The organism is Geodermatophilus sp. YIM 151500 (assembly GCF_025716945.1).
Classification (GTDB): Bacteria; Actinomycetota; Actinomycetes; order Mycobacteriales; family Geodermatophilaceae; genus YIM-151500.
Map to the genome: position 1 here is coordinate 191926 of NZ_JAOVZT010000001.1, position 19161 is coordinate 211086.

16 protein-coding genes are annotated in these 19161 nt (G+C 75.7%); 5 read left to right on the top strand and 11 right to left on the bottom strand.

What is annotated here, in order from left to right:
* Positions 1-76: 76 nt before the first annotated feature.
* From fmdA to OF117_RS00890, 4 genes are all read right to left on the bottom strand, one after another.
* Positions 77-1330: a formamidase gene (fmdA, locus tag OF117_RS00875; RefSeq protein WP_263550895.1), complete on the bottom strand. Its 1254-nt coding sequence runs from the start codon at positions 1328-1330 to the stop codon at positions 77-79.
* A 126-nt stretch (positions 1331-1456) separates the two neighbouring features.
* Positions 1457-1735, bottom strand: coding sequence for a zinc ribbon domain-containing protein (locus OF117_RS00880; RefSeq protein ID WP_263550896.1), 279 nt, complete (start codon positions 1733-1735; stop codon positions 1457-1459).
* A gap of 201 nt (positions 1736-1936) precedes the next feature.
* Positions 1937-3496, bottom strand: a complete 1560-nt coding sequence (locus OF117_RS00885; protein WP_263550897.1) for a gluconokinase — start codon at positions 3494-3496, stop codon at positions 1937-1939.
* A gap of 73 nt (positions 3497-3569) precedes the next feature.
* A complete protein-coding gene (locus tag OF117_RS00890; RefSeq protein ID WP_263550898.1) occupies positions 3570-4916 on the bottom strand; it encodes an MFS transporter in 1347 nt (448 codons plus the stop codon).
* A gap of 260 nt (positions 4917-5176) precedes the next feature.
* On the opposite strand from OF117_RS00890, the gene OF117_RS00895 reads away from it, so the two are divergent.
* Entirely contained in the window at positions 5177-5578 is a 402-nt protein-coding gene (locus tag OF117_RS00895; RefSeq protein ID WP_263550899.1) for a cupin domain-containing protein, read from the top strand.
* 60 nt (positions 5579-5638) lie between these two features.
* On the opposite strand, the gene OF117_RS00900 is transcribed toward OF117_RS00895, so the two are convergent.
* Positions 5639-8095, bottom strand: a complete 2457-nt coding sequence (locus tag OF117_RS00900) for a phosphoketolase (protein WP_263550900.1) — start codon at positions 8093-8095, stop codon at positions 5639-5641.
* Between the two features lie 195 nt (positions 8096-8290).
* On the opposite strand from OF117_RS00900, the gene OF117_RS00905 reads away from it, so the two are divergent.
* The 4 genes from OF117_RS00905 to OF117_RS00920 are packed head-to-tail and all read left to right on the top strand — an operon-like array spanning position 8291 to position 14124.
* On the top strand, positions 8291-9580 hold the full coding sequence (locus tag OF117_RS00905; RefSeq protein ID WP_263550901.1) for a hydroxyacid-oxoacid transhydrogenase: 1290 nt from the start codon (positions 8291-8293) through the stop codon (positions 9578-9580).
* A complete protein-coding gene (locus tag OF117_RS00910; protein WP_263550902.1) occupies positions 9577-12429 on the top strand; it encodes an FAD-binding and (Fe-S)-binding domain-containing protein in 2853 nt (950 codons plus the stop codon). Before OF117_RS00905 ends, OF117_RS00910 begins: the two co-directional genes overlap by 4 nt.
* Positions 12430-12446: 17 nt before the next feature.
* Positions 12447-12941 (top strand): cation:proton antiporter regulatory subunit, encoded by a 495-nt coding sequence (locus OF117_RS00915; protein WP_263550903.1) that lies wholly within the window; start codon positions 12447-12449, stop codon positions 12939-12941.
* A 13-nt stretch (positions 12942-12954) separates the two neighbouring features.
* Positions 12955-14124, top strand: a complete 1170-nt coding sequence (locus tag OF117_RS00920; protein WP_263550904.1) for a cation:proton antiporter — start codon at positions 12955-12957, stop codon at positions 14122-14124.
* On the opposite strand, the gene OF117_RS00925 is transcribed toward OF117_RS00920, so the two are convergent.
* The 6 genes from OF117_RS00925 to OF117_RS00950 all read right to left on the bottom strand — a co-directional run bounded on the left by OF117_RS00925 (position 14028) and on the right by OF117_RS00950 (position 19115).
* Entirely contained in the window at positions 14028-14711 is a 684-nt protein-coding gene (locus OF117_RS00925) for a GNAT family N-acetyltransferase (protein WP_263550905.1), read from the bottom strand. The two genes, OF117_RS00920 and OF117_RS00925, sit on opposite strands and share 97 nt — an antisense overlap.
* 20 nt (positions 14712-14731) lie before the next feature.
* Positions 14732-15493 carry a 3-oxoacyl-ACP reductase FabG gene (fabG, locus tag OF117_RS00930; protein WP_263550906.1) on the bottom strand — a complete coding sequence of 254 codons (762 nt, stop codon included), beginning with the start codon at positions 15491-15493 and terminating at the stop codon, positions 14732-14734.
* Positions 15494-15676: 183 nt separating this feature from the next.
* A complete protein-coding gene (locus tag OF117_RS00935; RefSeq protein WP_263550907.1) occupies positions 15677-16096 on the bottom strand; it encodes a DUF350 domain-containing protein in 420 nt (139 codons plus the stop codon).
* 99 nt (positions 16097-16195) lie between these two features.
* Entirely contained in the window at positions 16196-16660 is a 465-nt protein-coding gene (locus tag OF117_RS00940) for a hypothetical protein (RefSeq protein WP_263550908.1), read from the bottom strand.
* 28 nt (positions 16661-16688) lie between these two features.
* A complete protein-coding gene (locus tag OF117_RS00945; protein ID WP_263550909.1) occupies positions 16689-18179 on the bottom strand; it encodes an AI-2E family transporter in 1491 nt (496 codons plus the stop codon).
* A gap of 297 nt (positions 18180-18476) precedes the next feature.
* Positions 18477-19115: a hypothetical protein gene (locus tag OF117_RS00950; protein WP_263550910.1), complete on the bottom strand. Its 639-nt coding sequence runs from the start codon at positions 19113-19115 to the stop codon at positions 18477-18479.
* Positions 19116-19161 lie beyond the last annotated feature (46 nt).

Sequence of the window (19161 nt, forward strand, 5' to 3'; positions counted from 1 at the left end):
CCTCGTCCTGACGGCACCGGCCGGGCGCGACGACCCGCTCGGGGATCGGTCGCGCCCGGCCCGCGGGCTCACGACGTCACGAGGTCACAGCGCACTGCCCCCGGTCGGCCTTGACCGGCCCCTGGGCCGACGGCCGCACGTCGAAGTCGAAGATCGCCGTCGGCAGGTACAGCGAGCAGCAGGCGTTCGGGATGTCGACGATGCCGCTGACCCGGCCCTCGATCGGCGCCGACCCGAGCAGCAGGTAGGCCTGCTGCCCCGAGTAGCCGAACTTCTCGAGGTAGCGGACGGCGTTCAGGCACGCCCGCTTGTAGGCCAGGGTGGCGTCCAGGTACTTGTTGGTGTTGTTCTCGTGGTCGACCGAGACCCCGATGAACGTCAGGAACTCCGAGTACCGGGGCTCGACGTTGCCGGGCATGAACACCGGGTTGGTGGTCACGCCGTAGGTCTCCATGCCGCCCTTGATGAGGTCGACGTGGAAGTCGATGAAGCCGCCCATCTCGATGGCACCGCAGAAGGTGATCTCGCCGTCGCCCTGGCTGAAGTGCAGGTCGCCGCCGGAGAGCTTCGCGTCCTTCACGTGCACCGGGTAGAAGACGCGCGAGCCGCGGGAGAAGTTCTTGATGTCGTGGTTGCCGCCGTTCTCGCGCGCCGGGACGGTCCGCGCGCCGTCGCGGGCGATGCCGTCGAGCACGTCGCCGGTCGCCGTGCCGCCGAGGGTCTGGTCCTCGAGCGGCAGCAGGGCCAGCGGGGGCACTCGGTCGGGTTGGGTGTCGTTCAACGCCTTCTCCCGCTCGTTCCAGCGGGCGAGCAGCTCCGCCGACGGTGCGGTGCCGAACAGGCCGGGGTGGGTCAGGCCGGTGTAGCGGACGCCCGGTATGTGCCGGGAGGTGGCCACCTGGCCGTGGAAGTCCCAGATCGCCTTGTAGGCGTCGGGGAAGTAGTCGGTCAGGAAGCCGCCGCCGTTGGCCTTGGCGAAGATGCCCGTGTACCCCCAGCCCTGGCCGGGGGCGTCGCCGTACTCCTGCGGGGGCTGCACCGGGCCGAGGTCGAGGATGTCGACGACCAGCAGGTCGCCGGGCTCGGCGCCCTCGACGCCGATCGGCCCGCTCAGCATGTGGGCGCGGGTCAGGTCGACGTCGCGGACGTCGTTGGCGGAGTCGTTGTTGCCGATCTGCGCGTCGGTCCACTCGCGGCACTCGACGCGGATGTCCTGCCCCGGCCGGACCATGGTCGCGACGGGGACGTCGGGGTGCCACCGGTTGTGCCCGGGTACGGCCTGGTCGCGCATGGACTTGGCCTGGTCGACGGTGAAGACCACGTCTGGCATGTCGCACTCCAATTCGAGCGAACGGTCGTCGTGCACCCCCGTGCAACCCCCGTGACCGCGGCCGCACCCGGATCCGGCGGCCGCCGGACGGCGCCCTCCTCCCCACCGCGCACGGCGGTCGGCTCGTCACGGTCGCGGCAGCGTGCTCCAGCGCGGATCGCGCGGTCGCCGGGACGGCGGTCGCGGCGGCGGACCGGAGGTGACGGCGGGCTCGTCGCGGCTGGTCTCCTCGCGCAGCCGGGCCGCGGCCATCGCCGGCGACGTGCGCGCCAGCAACGGCGGCGTGTACTCGCGCCGGCCGGGTCCGCCGCACGTGGGGCACTCGTCGGTGCCGCCGGCCGTGCCGATCGGCCTGCGGACCTCCCAGGGGCCGCAGGTCGCGCACCGGTACTGGTAGCTCGCCATCCGGTTCCCCTCGACCCGCGTGGCTGAGGGTGGCGAAGCTAGTACGCGACGGGGCGTGCGACAGCGGGTGCGGTCGCCGTCCGCCCACCCCCGTGGCGACCGCCGCGCGTCGCTACGGCGGGGGGATCGCCCGTGACCGTCAGGGGTAGGGCCCCCGCACGAGCGGGACCGGGAGGCCGAGCGCGACCGCGAGACCCGGGATCACGTGAGCCCCTCGGGGACGCGCGCGACCGGGACGGCCGCGTCGAGCGCGGTGAAGACGTCGGCGAGCGCCTGCGTCGACTGCTCGACGAGCGGACGCAGCCGCCGGTACAGGTTGGCGTCGTCGGGGTCGGGCCGGACCGGCTCTGCGATGTCGACCAGCGTCGTGGCGGCGTCCAGGTCGGGCAGCGCCCCGAGGGCGTGCAGGCCGAGCAGGCAGGCGCCCAGGCCGGTGCCCTCGGGTGAATCGGCCAGGCGCACCGGCAGGTCGAGCGCGGAGGCCAGCGTGCGGGTCCACAGCGGGGCCGCGACCGCGCCGCCGGTCGCGCGGACCTCGCGCACCGGCAGGCCGGTGCCGGCGAACGCGTCGCGCACGAGCGCGAGCTGCTGGCAGACCCCCTCGATCGCGGCCCGCACCAGGTGCGGGCGGTGGTGGTAGCGGCGCAGACCGAGGTAGGCGCCGCGCAGCCCGGCACGCCACCACGGCGCCCGCTCGCCCAGCAGGTAGGGCAGGCACAGCAGACCGTCGCTGCCGGCCGGCACGGCCGCGGCCTCCTCCACCAGCCGCGCGTCGAGGGCGTCGGCGTCCTCGCCCTGGGGCCCCTCCGCGTCGAAACCGGCGGCCATCGTGCGGGCCGCCCACCGGACGACCGAGCCGCCGTTGTTGACCGCCCCGCCGACCACCCACGCCTCGTCGGTGAGGGCGTAGCAGAACAGCCGGCGGCCCGGATCGATCATCGGCTCGGGGACGACGACGCGCATCGCGCCGCTGGTGCCGATCGACACCGCCGCCACCTCGCGCCGCACCGCGCCGATGCCGAGGTTGGCCAGCACGCCGTCCGCGGCGCCGATCACCACGGGGAGGTCCGCCGGCAGCCCGACCTGCCCGGCGACCTCCGGGCGAAGCCCCGGCAGCACGGCGGTGGTGGGCAGCACCTCGGCCAGCTGGTCGCGGCGGACGCCGGCGATCGCCAGCGCCTCCTCGTCCCACCGCTGCCCGCGCAGGTCGTACATCCCCGTGGCGGAGGCGCAGGAGCGGTCGACCACGTGCGGGCCGCCGCACAGCGCGGCGGCCACCAGCTCCTTCACGCCACCCCACCGCGGGGTTCCCGACACCCGCGTGGCGTCCTCGTCGGTGGCCGCGGCCAGCTTGGTCAGCGGAGACATGGGGTGCACCGGCGTGCCGGTGCGGTCGTGCAGCGGGCCGGCCCGGCCGTCGGCCACCAGCGCCGCGGCGCGGTCGGCGGCCCGCTGGTCGGCCCAGGTCAGCAGCGGCCCCTGCGGGCTGCCGTCGTCGGCCATCGCCACCAGGCCGTGCATCGCGGCGCTGAGGCACACCGCGACCACCCGGTCCCCGCGCTCGGTGGCCGCCCGGGTGGCGCCGGCCAGCGCCTCGACGGCCGCGGTGCACAGGCGCCCGGCGTCCAGCTCGGCGTGCCCCGGCCGGGGCACCTGCAGGGCGTAGCCGACGCTGACGGAGTCGCGGACCCGGGCGTCGTCCCCGGCGGTGACCGCCTTGGTGGCCGTCGTCCCGGAGTCCAGCCCGACGACCACGTCCACCGCTGCTCCCCGGCTCCGCCCGCTGCTCCCGCGGCGATCATGCGCGCCCGGCGGCGGGCGCGCAGCCCGGGGCTCAGCGGGTCGGCGCGAGCGGGTAGGCCGAGCGGCCGCGCAGGCGGGCGCCGACGGCCAGGTGCAACGGGGCGAGCACCACGCCCTCCCGGGCGAGGCGGGCCCGCACCTGCCGCCGGTGCCGGACGACGCCGACCGCGCCGAGCACCCAGAACAGGTACTGGACGGCGAAGGCGGCCCGGAAAGCGTCCAGCGAGTACGCCGTCGAGGCGCCGGGGGTGAGCAGGTCGAGCACCGCCCCGACGCCGAGGATGGTGAGCAGCGAGGCGAGGAAGCCGCCGACGTTCACCACGCCGGTCGCGCTGCCGATGCGCTCCGCGGGGTTCTCGGTGCGGGCGTAGTCGAAGGCGATCATCGAGCCGGGGCCGTTGGTGGCCAGCACCAGCACCAGCACGACGAGCAGCCACAGCGGCGCCCGGCCGGGCCACAGCAGGACCGTCGTCCAGGCGATCGCGGTTGCGGCGGTGATGGCCAGCACGAGGTTCGAGCGGCGCAGCGGCCACTGGCCGACCAGCCGGCCGAACAGCGGGCCGACGACCATGCCGACGACGACCAGCAGGGTGAGCAGCCCGGCCGCGGTCGCCGGCGCGAGGCCCTGCCCGACGGTCAGGAAGGGGTAGCCCCAGAGCAGCGCGAAGACCGTGCCCGAGAACTGGGTGACCAGGTGGGTGTACAGACCTAGCCGGTTGCCCGGCTCGTGCCAGGTGTCGGCCAGGCCGCGGCGCAGCTGGGCCAGCCCCGCCGCCGGCCCGCGGACCGGACCGGCGGGCGAGTCGCGAAGGGCCACCCCGACCAGCACGGCGACCAGCACGCCGGTCGCCGCGGCACCGGCGAAGGTGACCGGCCAGGACGTGCCGCGCAGCAGCGCCACGAGCGGGTACGCGGCCACGACCTGACCCACCTGGCCGAGGATGCCGGTCAGCTGGGTGACCAGGGGGACGGTGCGGCCGGGGAACCAGAAGGAGATGACCCGCAGCACGCTGATGAAGGTCATGGCGTCGCCGGTGCCCACCAGCACCCGCGCCGCGATGGCGCTGGGCACGTCGGTGGCCAGCCCCAGCAGCAGCTGCCCGGCGGCCATCGTCACGGCGCCGGTGAGCAGCAGCCGGCGGGGGCCGAAGCGGTCGAGCGCGACGCCGACCGGGATCTGCAGCGCCGCGTACACGGCCAGCTGCAGCACGAGGAACAGCGCCACCGCCGAGGCGCCGGTCGAGAAGCGCTCCTGCGCCTGGACGGCGGCCACGCCGAGCGAGGACCGGTGGAAGACGGCGACCGTGTAGGCGGCCAGGGCCACCGCCCAGACGACGAGGACGCGCAGCGGGGCGCGGGCGGGCGTCGTCGCGGTCATCACACCGAGGCTGACACCGGCGTCCCCGGAATGTTTCCCGTTCCGGACGTGAGGTCGCTCACGACCGCCCGTGGGCCGGCCGTGGCGGCGCCCGGAGGTCCTGGGGGCGGGACGACCAATCGGGGCGGGGACTACTCCGCGCTCCGGGCGGGCAGGAGCAGTCGCGTCCGCCGTCCGGCCGCCTCCCCGCGGCCGGCCGGCTGCCGTCCGGCGCGTGCCGGCGGCGTGCACGCCCCAGCGAGACGAGAGGAGCGCCGTCCGTGGCGTCCGTCATCCACTACACCATCGCGACCGAGGCCGAGAAGTCCTCCGACTTCCGCCGCGTCCTCTGGACCGGGAAGAACACCCAGCTGGTGATCATGACCATCCCGCCGGGTGGGGAGATCGGCGAGGAGGTGCACGAGGACATCGACCAGATCCTCACCTTCGTCAGCGGCACCGGCGAGGCGCGGATCTCGGGCTCGACCAAGAAGGTCGCCCAGGGCGACCTGGTCGTCGTCCCGGCGGGGACCAAGCACAACTTCGTCAACACCGGTGAGAACCCGCTCATCCTCTACACCGTCTACGGCCCGCCGGAGCACGCCGACGGCGCGGTGCACCGGACCAAAGAGGAGGCCGACGAGGCGGAGGAGTCCGGAAAGGACGAGCCCCCCACCTCGTGATCCGGAGTGGATCCGTGCGCGTGACTGGACATGCGCGTGACGCGCACGGATCCACTCCGTTCAGGCCTCGGGCTCGTGCAGCGGCTCGTCCCGGCCGACGACCCGCGGTCCGGCCCCGGCGCCCCACTGCCAGTTCCGGACCTCCGGCAGGTCCTCGCCGTGGGTGCGGACGTGCTGGCGGTGTTCGATGATCTTGTTGACCAGCGCCTCGCGCGCGTGCGCCGACACCCGACGCAGCCGCTCCGCGCGGTCGATCGCCGCGATCGCCAGGCTGTAGCGGTCGATCCCGTTCAGCACGCACATGTCGAACGGCGTGGTGGTCGTGCCCTCCTCGACGTAGCCGTGCACGTGGAAGTTCTCGTGGTTGGCGCGCCGGTAGGTCAGCCGGTGGATCAGCCACGGGTAGCCGTGGTAGGCGAAGACCACCGGCCGGTCCGTCGTGAACAGCGCGTCGAACGCCGCGTCGGACAGGCCGTGCGGATGGGCGCGCTCGTCCTGCAGCCGCATCAGGTCGACCACGTTGACCACCCGTAACCGGAGGTCGGGGAACCAGCCGCGCAGGATCTCCACCGCCGCGAGCGTCTCCATCGTCGGGACGTCACCGGCGCAGGCCATGACCACGTCGGGCTCCGCGCCGGCGTCGCTGCTGGCCCACTCCCAGATGCCGATGCCCTTGGTGCAGTGCACGATCGCCGACCGCACGTCCAGGTACTGCAGCTGCGGCTGCTTGCCCGCGACGATCACGTTGACGTACTGCCGGGTGCGCAGGCAGTGGTCGGCGACCGACAGCAGGGTGTTGGCGTCCGGCGGCAGGTAGACCCGGATGACGTCGGCCTTCTTGTTGACCACGTGGTCGATGAAGCCGGGGTCCTGGTGCGAGAAGCCGTTGTGGTCCTGCCGCCACACGTGCGAGGTCAGCAGGTAGTTCAGCGACGCGATCGGGCGCCGCCAGGCGATGCCGTTGGTGGTCTTCAGCCACTTGGCGTGCTGGTTGAACATCGAGTCGACGACGTGCACGAACGCCTCGTAGCTGGAGAACAACCCGTGCCGGCCGGTGAGCAGGTAGCCCTCCAACCAGCCCTGGCAGGTGTGCTCGGAGAGGATCTCCATGACCCGGCCGTCCGGGGCGAGGGAGTCGTCGCCGGGGCGCAGCTCGGCCATCCAGGTGCGCGGGGTGGCCTCGAGCACCGCGCCGAGCCGGTTGGAGTTGTTCTCGTCGGGCGCGAAGACCCGGAAGTTGTGCATGTTCCCCCGCATCACGTCGCGGAGGTAGGTGCCGAGCACGCGGGTGGACTCGACGGATCCGGTGCCCGGCTCGGCCACCGGGACGGCGGAGTCGCGCCAGTCGGGCAACCGGAGGTCGACCAGCAGCCCCCCGCCGTTGGCGTGCAGGCTGTCGCTCATCCGCCGGTGCCCGTGCGGGTGCAGGTCGCGGACGGCGGGCACCGGAGCGCCGTCGTCGTCGAACAGCTCCTCCGGCCGGTAGCTGCGCAGCCACTCCTCCAGCACCCGGCGGTGCCCCGCGTCGGTGCGCGCGTCGGCGAAGGGCACCTGGTGCGACCGCCACGAGCCCTCCACCGGCAGCCCGTCGACCTCCGCCGGACCCGTCCAGCCCTTCGGCGACCGCAGCACGATCATGGGCCACCGCGGCCGCGCCGTGTCGCCGTCCTGCCGGGCGCGCCGCTGGGCGGCGGCGATCTCGTCCAGGCAGCGGTCCAGCGCCGCCGCGAAGGCCTGGTGCATCGCCACCGGGTCGGCCCCCTCGACCAGGTGGGGGGTGTGGCCGCAGCCGCGCAGCAGGTCGACCAGCTCGTCGCGGCCGATCCGGTCGAGCACCGTGGGGTTCGCGATCTTGTAGCCGTTGAGGTGGAGGATCGGCAGCACCGCGCCGTCCCGCCGTGGGTCGAGGAACTTGTTGCCGTGCCAGCTGGTCGCCAGCGGTCCGGTCTCCGCCTCCCCGTCCCCGACGACCGCGGCCACCACCAGGTCGGGGTTGTCGAACGCCGCGCCGTAGGCGTGCGACAGCGCGTAGCCGAGCTCGCCGCCCTCGTGGATGGATCCCGGCGTCTCGGGCGCGACGTGGCTGGGGATGCCGCCCGGGAAGGAGAACTGGGTGAACAGCCGCCGCATGCCGGCCGCGTCCTGCGAGACGTCGGGGTACACCTCGCTGTAGGTGCCCTCCAGCCATGCCGCGGCGACCGGACCCGGGCCGCCGTGCCCCGGCCCCATGACGTACATCAGGTCGAGGTCGCGGGCCATGATCGCCCGGTTGAGGTGGGCGTAGACGAAGTTCAGCCCCGGCGTGGTCCCCCAGTGGCCGAGCAGCCGCGGCTTCACGTGCTCCGGGCGGAGCGGCTCGCGCAGCAGCGGGTTGCCCATCAGGTAGATCTGGCCGACCGAGAGGTAGTTGGCCGCCCGCCACCACGCCTGGAGGGCGTCGAGCTCCCGGTCCGACAACGGCCCGCCCGCGGGTGCCTGCCCGGTTGCTCCCGGCTGCTGGGTGGCGACGGTGTCCATGAGCGGCCCTCCGTGGCGGTCGGCCCGCGGGTGCGGCGGTGCGTCGATCCCACCGGCCGCGAGCGCCCCCGGCAAGCGGTCCGCGCCCGCCCGGCGCGGGTCCGGACGCGGGGGCGGACGGCGGCGCGTGGTCGTCCGGTGCAGACTCGGGGCACCGCCCACGTCACCGGCAGCGCAGCCCAGCGAGGAGAGGCCATGACCGCGACCGTCCCCGCCAACCCGGAGAGCGTGTTCACCTACGGCGCCCCGCAGCTGAAGTTCGGCGTCGGCGCGGCCGACGAGATCGGCCACGACCTGGCCGCCACCGGCGCGCGCCGGGTGCTCGTCGTGACCGACCCGGGGGTCGCCGCCACCGGGCACCCGCAACGGGTCGCCGACCAGATGACGGAGTTCGGCATCGAGGCGCGGGTCTACGACGGCGCGCACGTCGAGCCGACCGACGCGAGCATGCGCGAGGCCATCGAGTTCGCGCGGGAGTCCGGCCCGTGGGACGCGTTCGTCGCGGTCGGCGGCGGGACGAGCATCGACACCGCCAAGGCCGTGAACCTGCTGACCAGCAACCCCGGCGACCTGATGGAGTACGTCAACCGCCCGGTCGGCGGGGGCCGGGCGCCGGAGAACCCGCTCAAGCCGCTGGTCGCCGTCCCGACGACGACCGGCACGGGCGCGGAGAGCACCACCATCTGCGTGCTCGACGTGCTGGAGCAGAAGGTGAAGACCGGGATCAGCCACGTGCGGCTGCGCCCGACGCTCGCCGTCGTCGACCCGTCGCTGACCCGCACCCAGCCCGCCGGCGTCACGGCGGCGGCCGGCATGGACATCCTCTGCCACGCGCTGGAGAGCTACACCGCGCGGCCTTACACCAGTTACGAGCGCAAGCGGCCCGAGCAGCGGGTGCCCTACTGCGGCTCCAACCCGATCGCCGACATGTGGTCGGAGAAGTCGCTGTCGCTGATGGCCGGTGCCTTCCGCCGGGCCGTCCGGGACGGCGACGACCAGGCGGCCCGCGGGGACATGGCCCTGGCCGCGACGATGGCCGGCCTCGGCTTCGGCAACGCCGGCGTGCACATCCCGCACGCCAACGCCTACCCCATCGCCGGCCGGGTGCGCGACTTCCACCCCAAGGACTACCCGCCCGACGAGCCGATGGTCCCGCACGGCATGGCGGTGTCGCTGACCGCGCCGGAGGCCTTCCGTTTCACCTTCGACGCCGCCCCGGAGCGGCACGTGCGCGCCGCACGGCTGCTCGCGCCGGACGCCGACGAGCCGGCCGACGCGGTCGACTTCCTGCCCGCGGTGCTCGTCCGGCTGATGCGCGACATCGACATCCCGGGCGGCATCGGCGCGGTCGGCTACACCGAGGCCGACGTGCCGGACCTGGTCGACGGCGCGATGAAGCAGCAGCGGCTGCTGGCCACGGCGCCCAAGCCGGTCACCGAGGACGACGCCGCCGGCATCCTCACCCGCTCGCTGAGCCTGTGGTGACCCGGACCGCGGACGACGGCCCGGACGACGGCCTGCTCGACGCGCTCCGCCGGGCCGGCGTCGGTGACGTCGACGGCTCCGGGCTGGCCCGGGCGCTCTACTCCTCCGACGGCTCGCTCTACCGGGTGCTCCCCCGGGCGGTGGTCCGGCCGCGGCACCCCGACGAGATCGAGGCGGTGCTGGCCGTCTGCCGCGAGCGCCGCGTCCCGCTGACCATGCGCGGCGCGGGCACCTCGATCGCCGGCAACGCGGTCGGGCCGGGTGTCGTCGTCGACACCAGCCGGCACCTGTCCCGGGTGCGCTCGATCGACCCGGAGACCCGGACGGCGGTGGTCGACCCCGGCGTCGTCCAGGCCGCGCTGCAGGCCGCCGCGCGGCCGCACCGGCTGCGCTTCGGGCCCGACCCGAGCACGCACAACCGCTGCACGATCGGCGGCATGATCGGCAACAACGCCTGCGGCTCGCGCGCCCTGGGCTACGGCCGGACGTCGGACAACGTGGTCGCGCTGGACGTGGTCACCGGCACCGGTGCCCGGCTGGCGCTGGACGGCGCCGCGCCGGCCGACCCCGCCCTGGACCGGCTGCGCAAGGTGGTCGACGGCGGGCTGGCCACGATCCGCACCGAGGTGGGCCGCTTCGGCCGCCAGGTCTCCGGCTACGCCCTGGAACACCTCCTGCCCGAGCGCGGCTTCGACGTCACCCGGGCGCTGGTGGGCAGCGAGGGCACGCTGGCGCTGGTGCTCGGCGCGACCGTGCGGCTGGTGCCCGAGCCGGAGCACCGCGGCCTCGTGGTGCTCGGCTACCCGTCGATGGCCGAGGCGGCCGACGCCACGCCCGGTGTGCTGCCGCACGGGCCGACGGCGGTGGAGGGGCTGGACGCGCGGATCGTCGACCGGGTGCGCGAGGTGCCGGCCGCCGTGGTGCCCGACCTGCCACGCGGGCAGGGCTGGCTGGTCGTCGAAATGACCGCCGCCACGGTGGACGAGCTGACCGACCGGGCGCAGAAGGTGGTCGCCGACGCCGGCGCCCTCGACGCGATGGTCGTCACCGACCTCGCCCAGGCGGCCGCGATCTGGCGGATCCGCGAGGACGGCGCGGGGCTGGCCGGCAAGACCAGCGACGGGCGTCCGGCGCACGCGGGGTGGGAGGACGCCGCCGTCCCGACCGAGCGGCTGGGTGCCTACCTGCGCGACTTCGAGGCCCTGCTGGGCTCCCACGGCCTCCAGTGCGTCCCGTACGGCCACTTCGGCGACGGCTGCGTGCACGGCCGGATCGACTTCCCGTTCGGCCCGGACACCGGCGCCGCGGACGCCGGCCGGGTCGTCTACCGCGCCTTCATCGAGGACGCCGCCCGGCTGGTGGCCCGGTACGGCGGCTCGGTGTCCGGGGAGCACGGCGACGGCCGGGCCCGGAGCGAGCTGCTGCGCTTCATGTACTCGGACGCAGCGCTGGACCTGTTCGCGCGGGTCAAGGGCGTGCTCGACCCGGACGACGTGCTCAACCCCGGTGTGCTGGTGCGGCCGGCGTCGATGACCGACGCCGTCCGGATGGCCGACGCGCCGCCCCGCCGCACCGGGCTCGCGCTGGCCTTCCGGCACGACGGCGGCGACCTGACCGCGGCCGTGCACCGCTGCACGGGTGTGGGCAAGTGCCGGGCCGACCTGGGCGGCTCGGGGGTGATGTGCCCGTCGTGGGGCGCGACCCGCGAGGAGAAGGACACCACCCGCGGCCGGGCCCGGGTGCTGCAGGAGATGCTGGCGCCGGGCGGCCCGGTGCGCGACTGGCGCTCCCCCGAGGTGCACGCGGCGCTGGACCTGTGCCTGTCGTGCAAGGGCTGCGCCCGGGACTGCCCCACGGGCGTGGACATGGCCTCGTACAAGGCGGAGGTGCTGCACCAGTCGTACCGGCGGCGGGTCCGGCCGCGCTCGCACTACGTGCTGGGCCGGCTGCCCCGCTGGGCCGACCTCGCCGCGCGCGCCCCCCGGGCGGTCAACGCGGTCACCCGGTCGCGGATCGGTGGCCGGCTGGCCCGCTGGTCGGCCGGCGTCGACCGGCGCCGCTCGCTGCCGGCCTTCGCCGACCGCACGTTCCGGCAGCAGTGGGCCGACCGGTCCCGCGCCGCCGACGCCGGCCGGCCGCCGGTGGCGCTGTGGGTCGACACGTTCACCGACCACTTCTCCCCCGAGGTCGGGTTGGCCGCCGCCCGGGTGCTCGAGGCGGCCGGCTACCGGGTGGAGGTGCCGCCGGCCTCGACCTGCTGCGGGCTGACCTGGATCACCACCGGCCAGCTCGGCGCCGCACGCCGCATCCTGGGCCGCACGGTGCGCACGCTCGCCCGGGCCGCGGACGCCGGGATCCCGGTGGTAGGGCTGGAGCCCTCGTGCACCGCCGTGCTCCGCGGGGACGCGGTCGAGCTCCTCGCCGAGGGGGAGACCGGCGCGGCGGCCGAGCGGGTGGCGCGCGCCACGCGGACGCTGGCCGAGCTGCTCGAGGACACCCCGGGCTGGACGCCGCCGTCCCTGCACGGCGTTCCCGCCGTCGCCCAGCCGCACTGCCACCACCACGCGGTCATGGGGTGGGCGCCCGACCAGCGGCTGCTGCAGCGGGCCGGCGCCGAGGTCACCCGGCTCGGCGGGTGCTGCGGGCTGGCCGGCAACTGGGGCGTCGAGCGCGGGCACCACGACGTGTCGGTCACGATCGCCGGGCAGCGGCTGCTCCCCGCCGTCCGGGAGCTGCCCGGGGACGGCGTCGTGCTGGCCGACGGCTTCTCCTGCCGCACGCAGCTGGACGACCTGGCCGGCCGCCGCGGCCGTCACCTCGCGGAGCTGCTCGCCGACCGCCTTCCCTGACACCGGGCTCTGCCACGATGCGGGGCGTGGATCTCGTGGAGACGATGCTGCCCGGTGTCGGCGTCCGGTACGAGCTGCGCACCCGCTCCGGCGAGGTGCTGGGCATCGTGGTGCAGCGCGAGGGCGGCGCGGAGGTCGCCGTCTACGACCGCCGCGACCCCGACCGGGCCCGCGGCGTGCTGCGGCTGGACCCCGACGAGGTGGACGCGGTGGCCGAGGTGCTCGGCGCCCCGCGGCTGACCCAGCGCTTCGCCGACCTCTCGCGCGAGGTCCCCGGCCTGGAGTCCGGCCGGTTCCCCGTCCGGCCCGGGTCGCGCTTCGTCGACCGGCCGCTCGGCGACACCCGGGCGCGGACGCTGACCGGCTGCTCGATCGTCGCGATCGTCCGCGACACCGACGTGGTCCCCTCCCCCAGGCCGCGCGACCTGCTGCGCGCCGGGGACGTGCTGGTGGCCATCGGGTCGCGCCGGGGGCTCGAGGAGCTGGACCGGCACCTGTCCGCCCCGGCGTAGCCGCGGAGCGGTCGTGGACGACGTCGCCGCGCTGCTGGTCGAACTCGGCCTGCTCTTCGTCGGCTTGTCGCTGCTGGGTCTGCTCGCCCGCCGGCTCGGCCTGTCACCCGTGCCCTTCGTCCTGGTGGCCGCGCTGGCCCTCGGGGAGGGCGGGATCGTGCCGCTCACCACCGCCGAGCCGTTCCTCGAGGCGGCGGCCGAGATCGGCGTCGTCCTGCTGCTGCTGACGCTGGGCCTGGAGTTCTCCCCACCAGAGCTGTTCGCCTCGCTGCGCCGGCACGGCCCCTCCGGCCTGGTCGACCTGCTGCTCAACGCGCCGCCCGGCTTCGTCGCCGGCCTGCTGCTCGGCCTGCCCTGGCAGGGCGCGCTGGCCCTGGCCGGCGTCACCTACATCACCTCGTCGGGCATCGTGGCCCGGCTGCTCGGCGACCTCGGCCGGCTGGCCAACCGGGAGACCCCCGCCGTGCTCGCGGTGCTGGTGCTCGAGGACCTGGCCATGGCCCTGTTCCTGCCGCTGCTGGTGGTCGCCCTGGCCGGCGGCAGCGCCCTGTCGGCCGTCGCCGGCACCGCGCTGGCCGTCGGCACCGTGCTGCTGGTGCTGCTGGCCGCGCAGCGGCACGGCCACCGGCTGGGGCGGCTGCTGGCCCACCGCGACGACGAGCAGGTGCTGCTGCGCCTGTTCGGGCTCACCCTCGTGGTCGCCGGGCTGGCGCAGGCGCTCGGCGCCTCGGCGGCGGTCGGCGCTTTCCTGGTCGGCCTGGCCCTGCCCGCGTCGTTCGCCGACCGGGCCCGGGCGATCCTCGGCCCGCTGCGCGACCTCTTCGCCGCGACCTTCTTCGTCGCCTTCGGGCTGAGCATCGACCCGGGCGAGGTGCTGCCCGTGCTGCCGGGCGTGCTGCTCCTCGCGGTCGTCACCGGGGCGACGAAGGTCGCCACCGGCTGGTTCGCCGCCCGCCGCGACGGCGTCGCCCTCCCCGGTCGCCTGCGCGCCGGCACGGCGCTGATCGCCCGAGGCGAGTTCTCCGTCGTCATCGCCGGGATCGCGGTGGCCGCCGGTCTGCCCGAGGTGGGGCCGGTCGCCGCGGGCTACGTGCTGGTGCTCGCCGTCGCCGGGCCGATCGTGACCCGGCTGCTCGAGCCGCGGCCGGTGCGGCTCGGACCGGGGTTCCCGGCGGCCACCTGACCGGCCCCCGGCTGTGCCGGCGCTCCGGCGTCCGGCCCGGGCCCGGCGCGGTCCTCGGGGGCGAGCAGCTGGTACAGCACGTGGTCCTGCCAGCGCCCGGCGATGCGCAGGTAGCGCGGCGCGCAGCCGATGCGGGTGAAGCCGTTGCGCTCGAGCACCCGGCGGGAGGCCGCGTTGTGCGGCAGGGTGCCGGCCTGCAGGCGGTGCAGCCCCAGCCCGCCGTCCCCGGGGTCGGCGAAGGCGCGGCGGGCCACCGCCGCGACCGCGGCGGTGGCCACGCCCCGGCCGGTGTGCGGGGAGGCGATCCAGTAGCCGAGGTCGCCGGACTGGAAGGCCCCGCGGACGACGTTGTTCACGTTGACCCGCCCGGCCGGCTCGCCGTCGACCAGCACGACGCAGGGCAGCACGGCGTCCGCGGCGGCCCGCTCGAGCACCCGGCGCAGCTCGCGGCGCTGGCCCTCCTCGGTGGACCATTCGCCATCGCGCACCGGCTCCCACGGGGCCAGGACCTCCCGGTCGGCGCGCAGCAGCGCGGCCAGCGGCGCGGCGTCCTCGAGGCGCACCGGCCGCACGGCGACGTCGACCACGCCGGACGCCGGCGAGCCGGTCAGACCCGCGGGCCGCCGGCGGCGTAGACGACCTGCCCGGAGACGAAGCCGGCGCCCTCGCCGACGAAGAACGACACCAGGTGGGCGATGTCCTCGGGCTGGCCGACCCGGCCGACCGGGATCTGCGCGACGGCGCCCTTCATGAAGTCCTCGAACGGGACCCCGAGCCGCTCGGCGGTGGCCCGGGTCATCTCCGTCTCGATGAAACCGGGCGCGATCGCGTTGGCGGTGACGCCGAACTTGCCCAGCTCGATGGCCAGCGTCTTGGTGAAGCCCTGCAGGCCCGCCTTGGCCGCCGAGTAGTTCGCCTGGCCGCGGTTGCCCAGCGCCGAGGTGCTCGACAGGTTGACGATGCGCCCCCAGCCGGCCTCGATCATGTGCTTCTGCGTGGCCCGGCTCATCAAGAACGCCCCGCGCAGGTGGACGTCCATGACCGTGTCCCAGTCGGCCTCGGTCATCTTGAACAGCAGGTTGTCCCGGGTGACCCCGGCGTTGTTCACCAGCACCGTGGGCGGGCCGAGCTCCCGGGCGACGCGCTCCACGGCCGCCTCGACCTGCGCGGCGTCGCTCACGTCGGCACCGACCGCCAGCGCCCGGCCGCCGGCGGACTCGACGTCCTCCACCGTCCCCTTGCAGGCGGCCTCGTCCAGGTCCAGCACGGCCACGGCGAAGCCGTCGGCGGCCAGCCGCCTCGCGGTGGCCGCGCCGATGCCGCGCGCCCCTCCGGTCACGATGGCCACGCGGGGGCTGCCCTGCGTCATGTGTCGTCCTCCTCGTCGACGTCCGCGGGCCGCGTCGTCGGCGACGGCGGCGCTCACGGTCGCCCGTCACCGTACGTGCGTCCGCGCGAGCGCTACCCACCGGTAGGCCCGGCGTGTCGGCCAGGAATCGCCGGGAGCCACCGGCTCCCACGGCCGGGGCCTCCAGCGCGCAGTTCGGCGGGCTCAGGGCCAGATGGACGCGACGATGATCGCCGCGACCGACACCTGGGCCGCCGCGGTGACCAGCGCCGCGGGGTGGAAGGCGCGTTCGGTCATGTGCGCGCCGAGCCGACCGGGGGTGATCAGGTCCAGCAGCAGGAACGCGATCGCCTGGAGCACCACGCCCAGGACGCCGAACACCACGGTCCAGCCCAGCGCCGTACCGAAGCCGCTCACGGCGTTGGTCCAGATCGTGGTGAAGATGATCGCCCCCTGACCCACGAACCCGGCGGCCAGGACGACGGCGGCGTTGACCGATCGGTCCTCGTAGATGTGCCGGCCGAGGTGCCCCGGGGTGAGCAGGTCGAGCGCGAAGTAGCCGAGGGCCAGCAGCACCAGGCCGACCCCGGTGTAGGCGACGGCGTAACCGATGCTGGCCAGCACGGGCGGACCTCCGGGGGGAGCGGGTGGGACGGGCCTGCCAGGTCTACCGCACCGGGCTCCGGCCCGCCGCGCGGGCGCGCGCGGGGGGCCGGACGCCGCTCATCCCGGCAGCGCCGCCGACCACGCGTCGGCGGCCCGCAGCAGCCCGGCCTCGGTCAGGTCGAGGGCGAAGCCGCCCCCGCGCGGCCGGCCGTCGGCGGGGTCCGGCCACGCCGCGGCGCCGGTGAGGTGCACCCGCAGCAACCTCCGGTCCGCCCGCGCGTCGTCGAAGGCGAGCGACAGCAACGGCTCGGCGAACAGCAGCCCGCTGCCGCGCGGGACCACGGGCTCGCCGCCGCGGCCGGCCACGGCTCGCAGCCACTCCCCGAGCCGCTGCCCCTCCCACGGCGTGAGGCAGGGCTCGACGAACGCCCACCGGCGACCGTCGGGCACGCACGCCTCGCCGCGCAGCACCAGCCAGTCGGCGCACCAGTCGTTCCCGGGACGCGCGCCGCGGAGCTCCAGCCGCTGCCGGCGCAGCACCCGGAGATCGAACCAGGTGCCGTCCCGGGATTCCAGGCGCACGCGGCCAGGATGGCACCGACCGGACCGGTCAGCCGCCGCGCACCCGCCGGACCCGCCGCCGGGCGGAACCGGTGGGCACGGGCGCCTCCGCTCCGCTCCCCGGCCGAGCGGCCGGGCGGGGCAGCGTCCCGGCCGCGCCGGGCCGCGGCTCGGCCGCGCCGGGCGGCGGGCCGGGCACCGGCTCAGGAGGCGGATGGGACGACGGCGGGACCTCGACCCGCTCGCCGTCCGGAGCGACCTGCGGGTGGTCCGGGACGGGGCCCTCCGGGCCCGGCGACGGCGCCGCCGGGTGCGGTCGCCGCAGGTGCAGGTGGCGCACCGTGGCCAGCGCCGACCGCCGGGCCTGCATGCGCCGGCGGGCGCGCGAGGTGCGCGGTGCCCGGGGCTCCTCGCGCAGCAGCGCGTCCAGCCAGTGCCCGCGCGGGTCGACGTCGACCAGCAGCGCCTTGACCAGCAGGGTCAGCGGGATGGCGAGCAGCGCGCCGAGCGCGCCGAGCACCCAGCCCCAGAAGAGCAGGGCGATGAAGGTGACCGTCATCGACAGGCCCACCGAGTCACCGACGAAGCGCGGCTGGATGAGCGTCTGGACGACGAAGTTCAGCAGCGAGTACACGACCACGATCACCAGCAGCTCGCCCCAGCCGCCGGCCAGCAGGCCGAGCAGCGCGGGCGGCACCAGGCCGAGGACGAACCCGATCGTCGGCACGTAGTTGGTGATGAAGGCCAGCAGCCCCCACAGCGCCGCGGCGGGCACCCCGATCAGGGCGAGCGCGATCGCGTCACCGACGGCGACGATCGCCCCGAAGACGGTGCTGACCAGCAGGTAGCTGCGGGTGCCCTGGGCGAAGAGGGTGAGCGCCACCGGCAGGTGCGGGCGCTCGGCCCCGACCAGTGCCATGCGCCGGCCGAAGCCGCTGGACTCCACGGTCACGAACACCATGGCCGTGAGCAGCAGCACCAACGTGCTGGCGGTGTCGGTGAGCCGGCCGAGCAACCCGGTGGCGAGGCCGACGACCTGCCCGTAGTCGATCTGCTCCACCAGGTCGGAGAGCCGGCCCTGCACCAGCCGGGCCTCGTTCAACCGCTCGACGACGTCGTTGATCAGCAGCTGGGCACGCAGCGAGTAGTCCGGCAGCAGCTCGGCGAGCTGGGCCACCGACAGCACGAGCAGCCCCACGAAGGCCAGCAGCACCGACCAGACCAGCACGAGCAGGACGGTCGTCGCCAGCCATCCGGGGAGGCCCGCCCGACGCAGCCCGTCGCGCACCGGCGCCAGGGCGATCACGACCACCAGGGCCAGGAACACCGGCCCGAGCAGCCAGGCGATCGAGCGCAGGCCGGCCACGGCGATCGTGGCCGCGGCGATCCCGCCGACGAGCAGCAACCAGCGGGGCAGGACGGCGGCCGGGCCGGCTCCGGGTGACGGGAGCTCGGCCTCGCCGGCCCCGCCCGGCACCGGCCCGTCCGCGCGCCCCTGCGGGGTGCGCTCGGGCGGCGGAGCGCTCCGCTCGCTGGTCATCCCGGGTCCTCCCCCGACCGCCGCTAGCGGGAGCCCGCCGGGAACCCGGCCGGAGCCGGCAGGTGGGCGACGCGGCCGGCCGGCTCGATGACCCCGGTGTCGAGAGGACCGCTCACCCGGAGGAGCCTACGGCCGCCCCGGGGCCGGGGCGTGCCCGGCGGCGCCGTCCGGGACGGGAGCGGGTCGGGCCGGCCGCGCCGCCGTCCCGCCCGCCGTCCACGGGGCGCGGGGTCGCCGTCCGCGGGGCGCGGGGGTCGCCGACCGCGGGGCGCGGGTCTGCGCGCCGCGGAACCCCGGTCAGTTGCCGCCGGTGGCGTCCTGGACCACCCGCACCGTGTCGGCATCGACCGCGAACTGGTCGCGGGCGTCCTGGAAGAAGGCCTGGGGGTCCTGCAGCAGCTGGTCGGCGGTCACGCCGAAGTCCTGCTGGAAGGTGTCCTCCCCGATCTGCCGGACGGTGCCGGACACCTCGACCACGTCGTTCGCGGTCAGCTCCGCGGGGGCGTCGGGCGCGACCACGGTGACCGGCTCGCCTCCCGGCCCCTCGACCCGGAAGACGGTCCCGGCGTCGGTCGTCTGCAGCAGCTCGCCGACCTCCGCGGTGAAGGTGATCTCCCGGTCGAGCAGCGACCGGACGTCCTCCAGCACGCCGAGGTCGGCGGCGGCGCTGGAGGCCGCGGCGCCGGCCCGGTCCACGGCGTCGCCGGCGGCGCTCCGGAGGTCCTGCTCCAGCTCTCCGAGACGGTCGTCGAGCGAGCCGAGGTCGGCCTCCAGCCGCTCCACGTCCTCGGAGCTCACCGCGTCGGCGCCGCTCCCGGCGGCGTCGGCGCACCCCGTCAGGCCACCGAGACCGACGACGACGGCCGCGGCGGCCGCGGCCCGCCGGATGCCGGGCCGGCGCGCCCCCGAGCGGTGCAGGTGGGTGGCGTCGTTCATGCGGATCTCCCCTCGTCGGCGACCGGCGCCGCGGCGACCGGCCGGA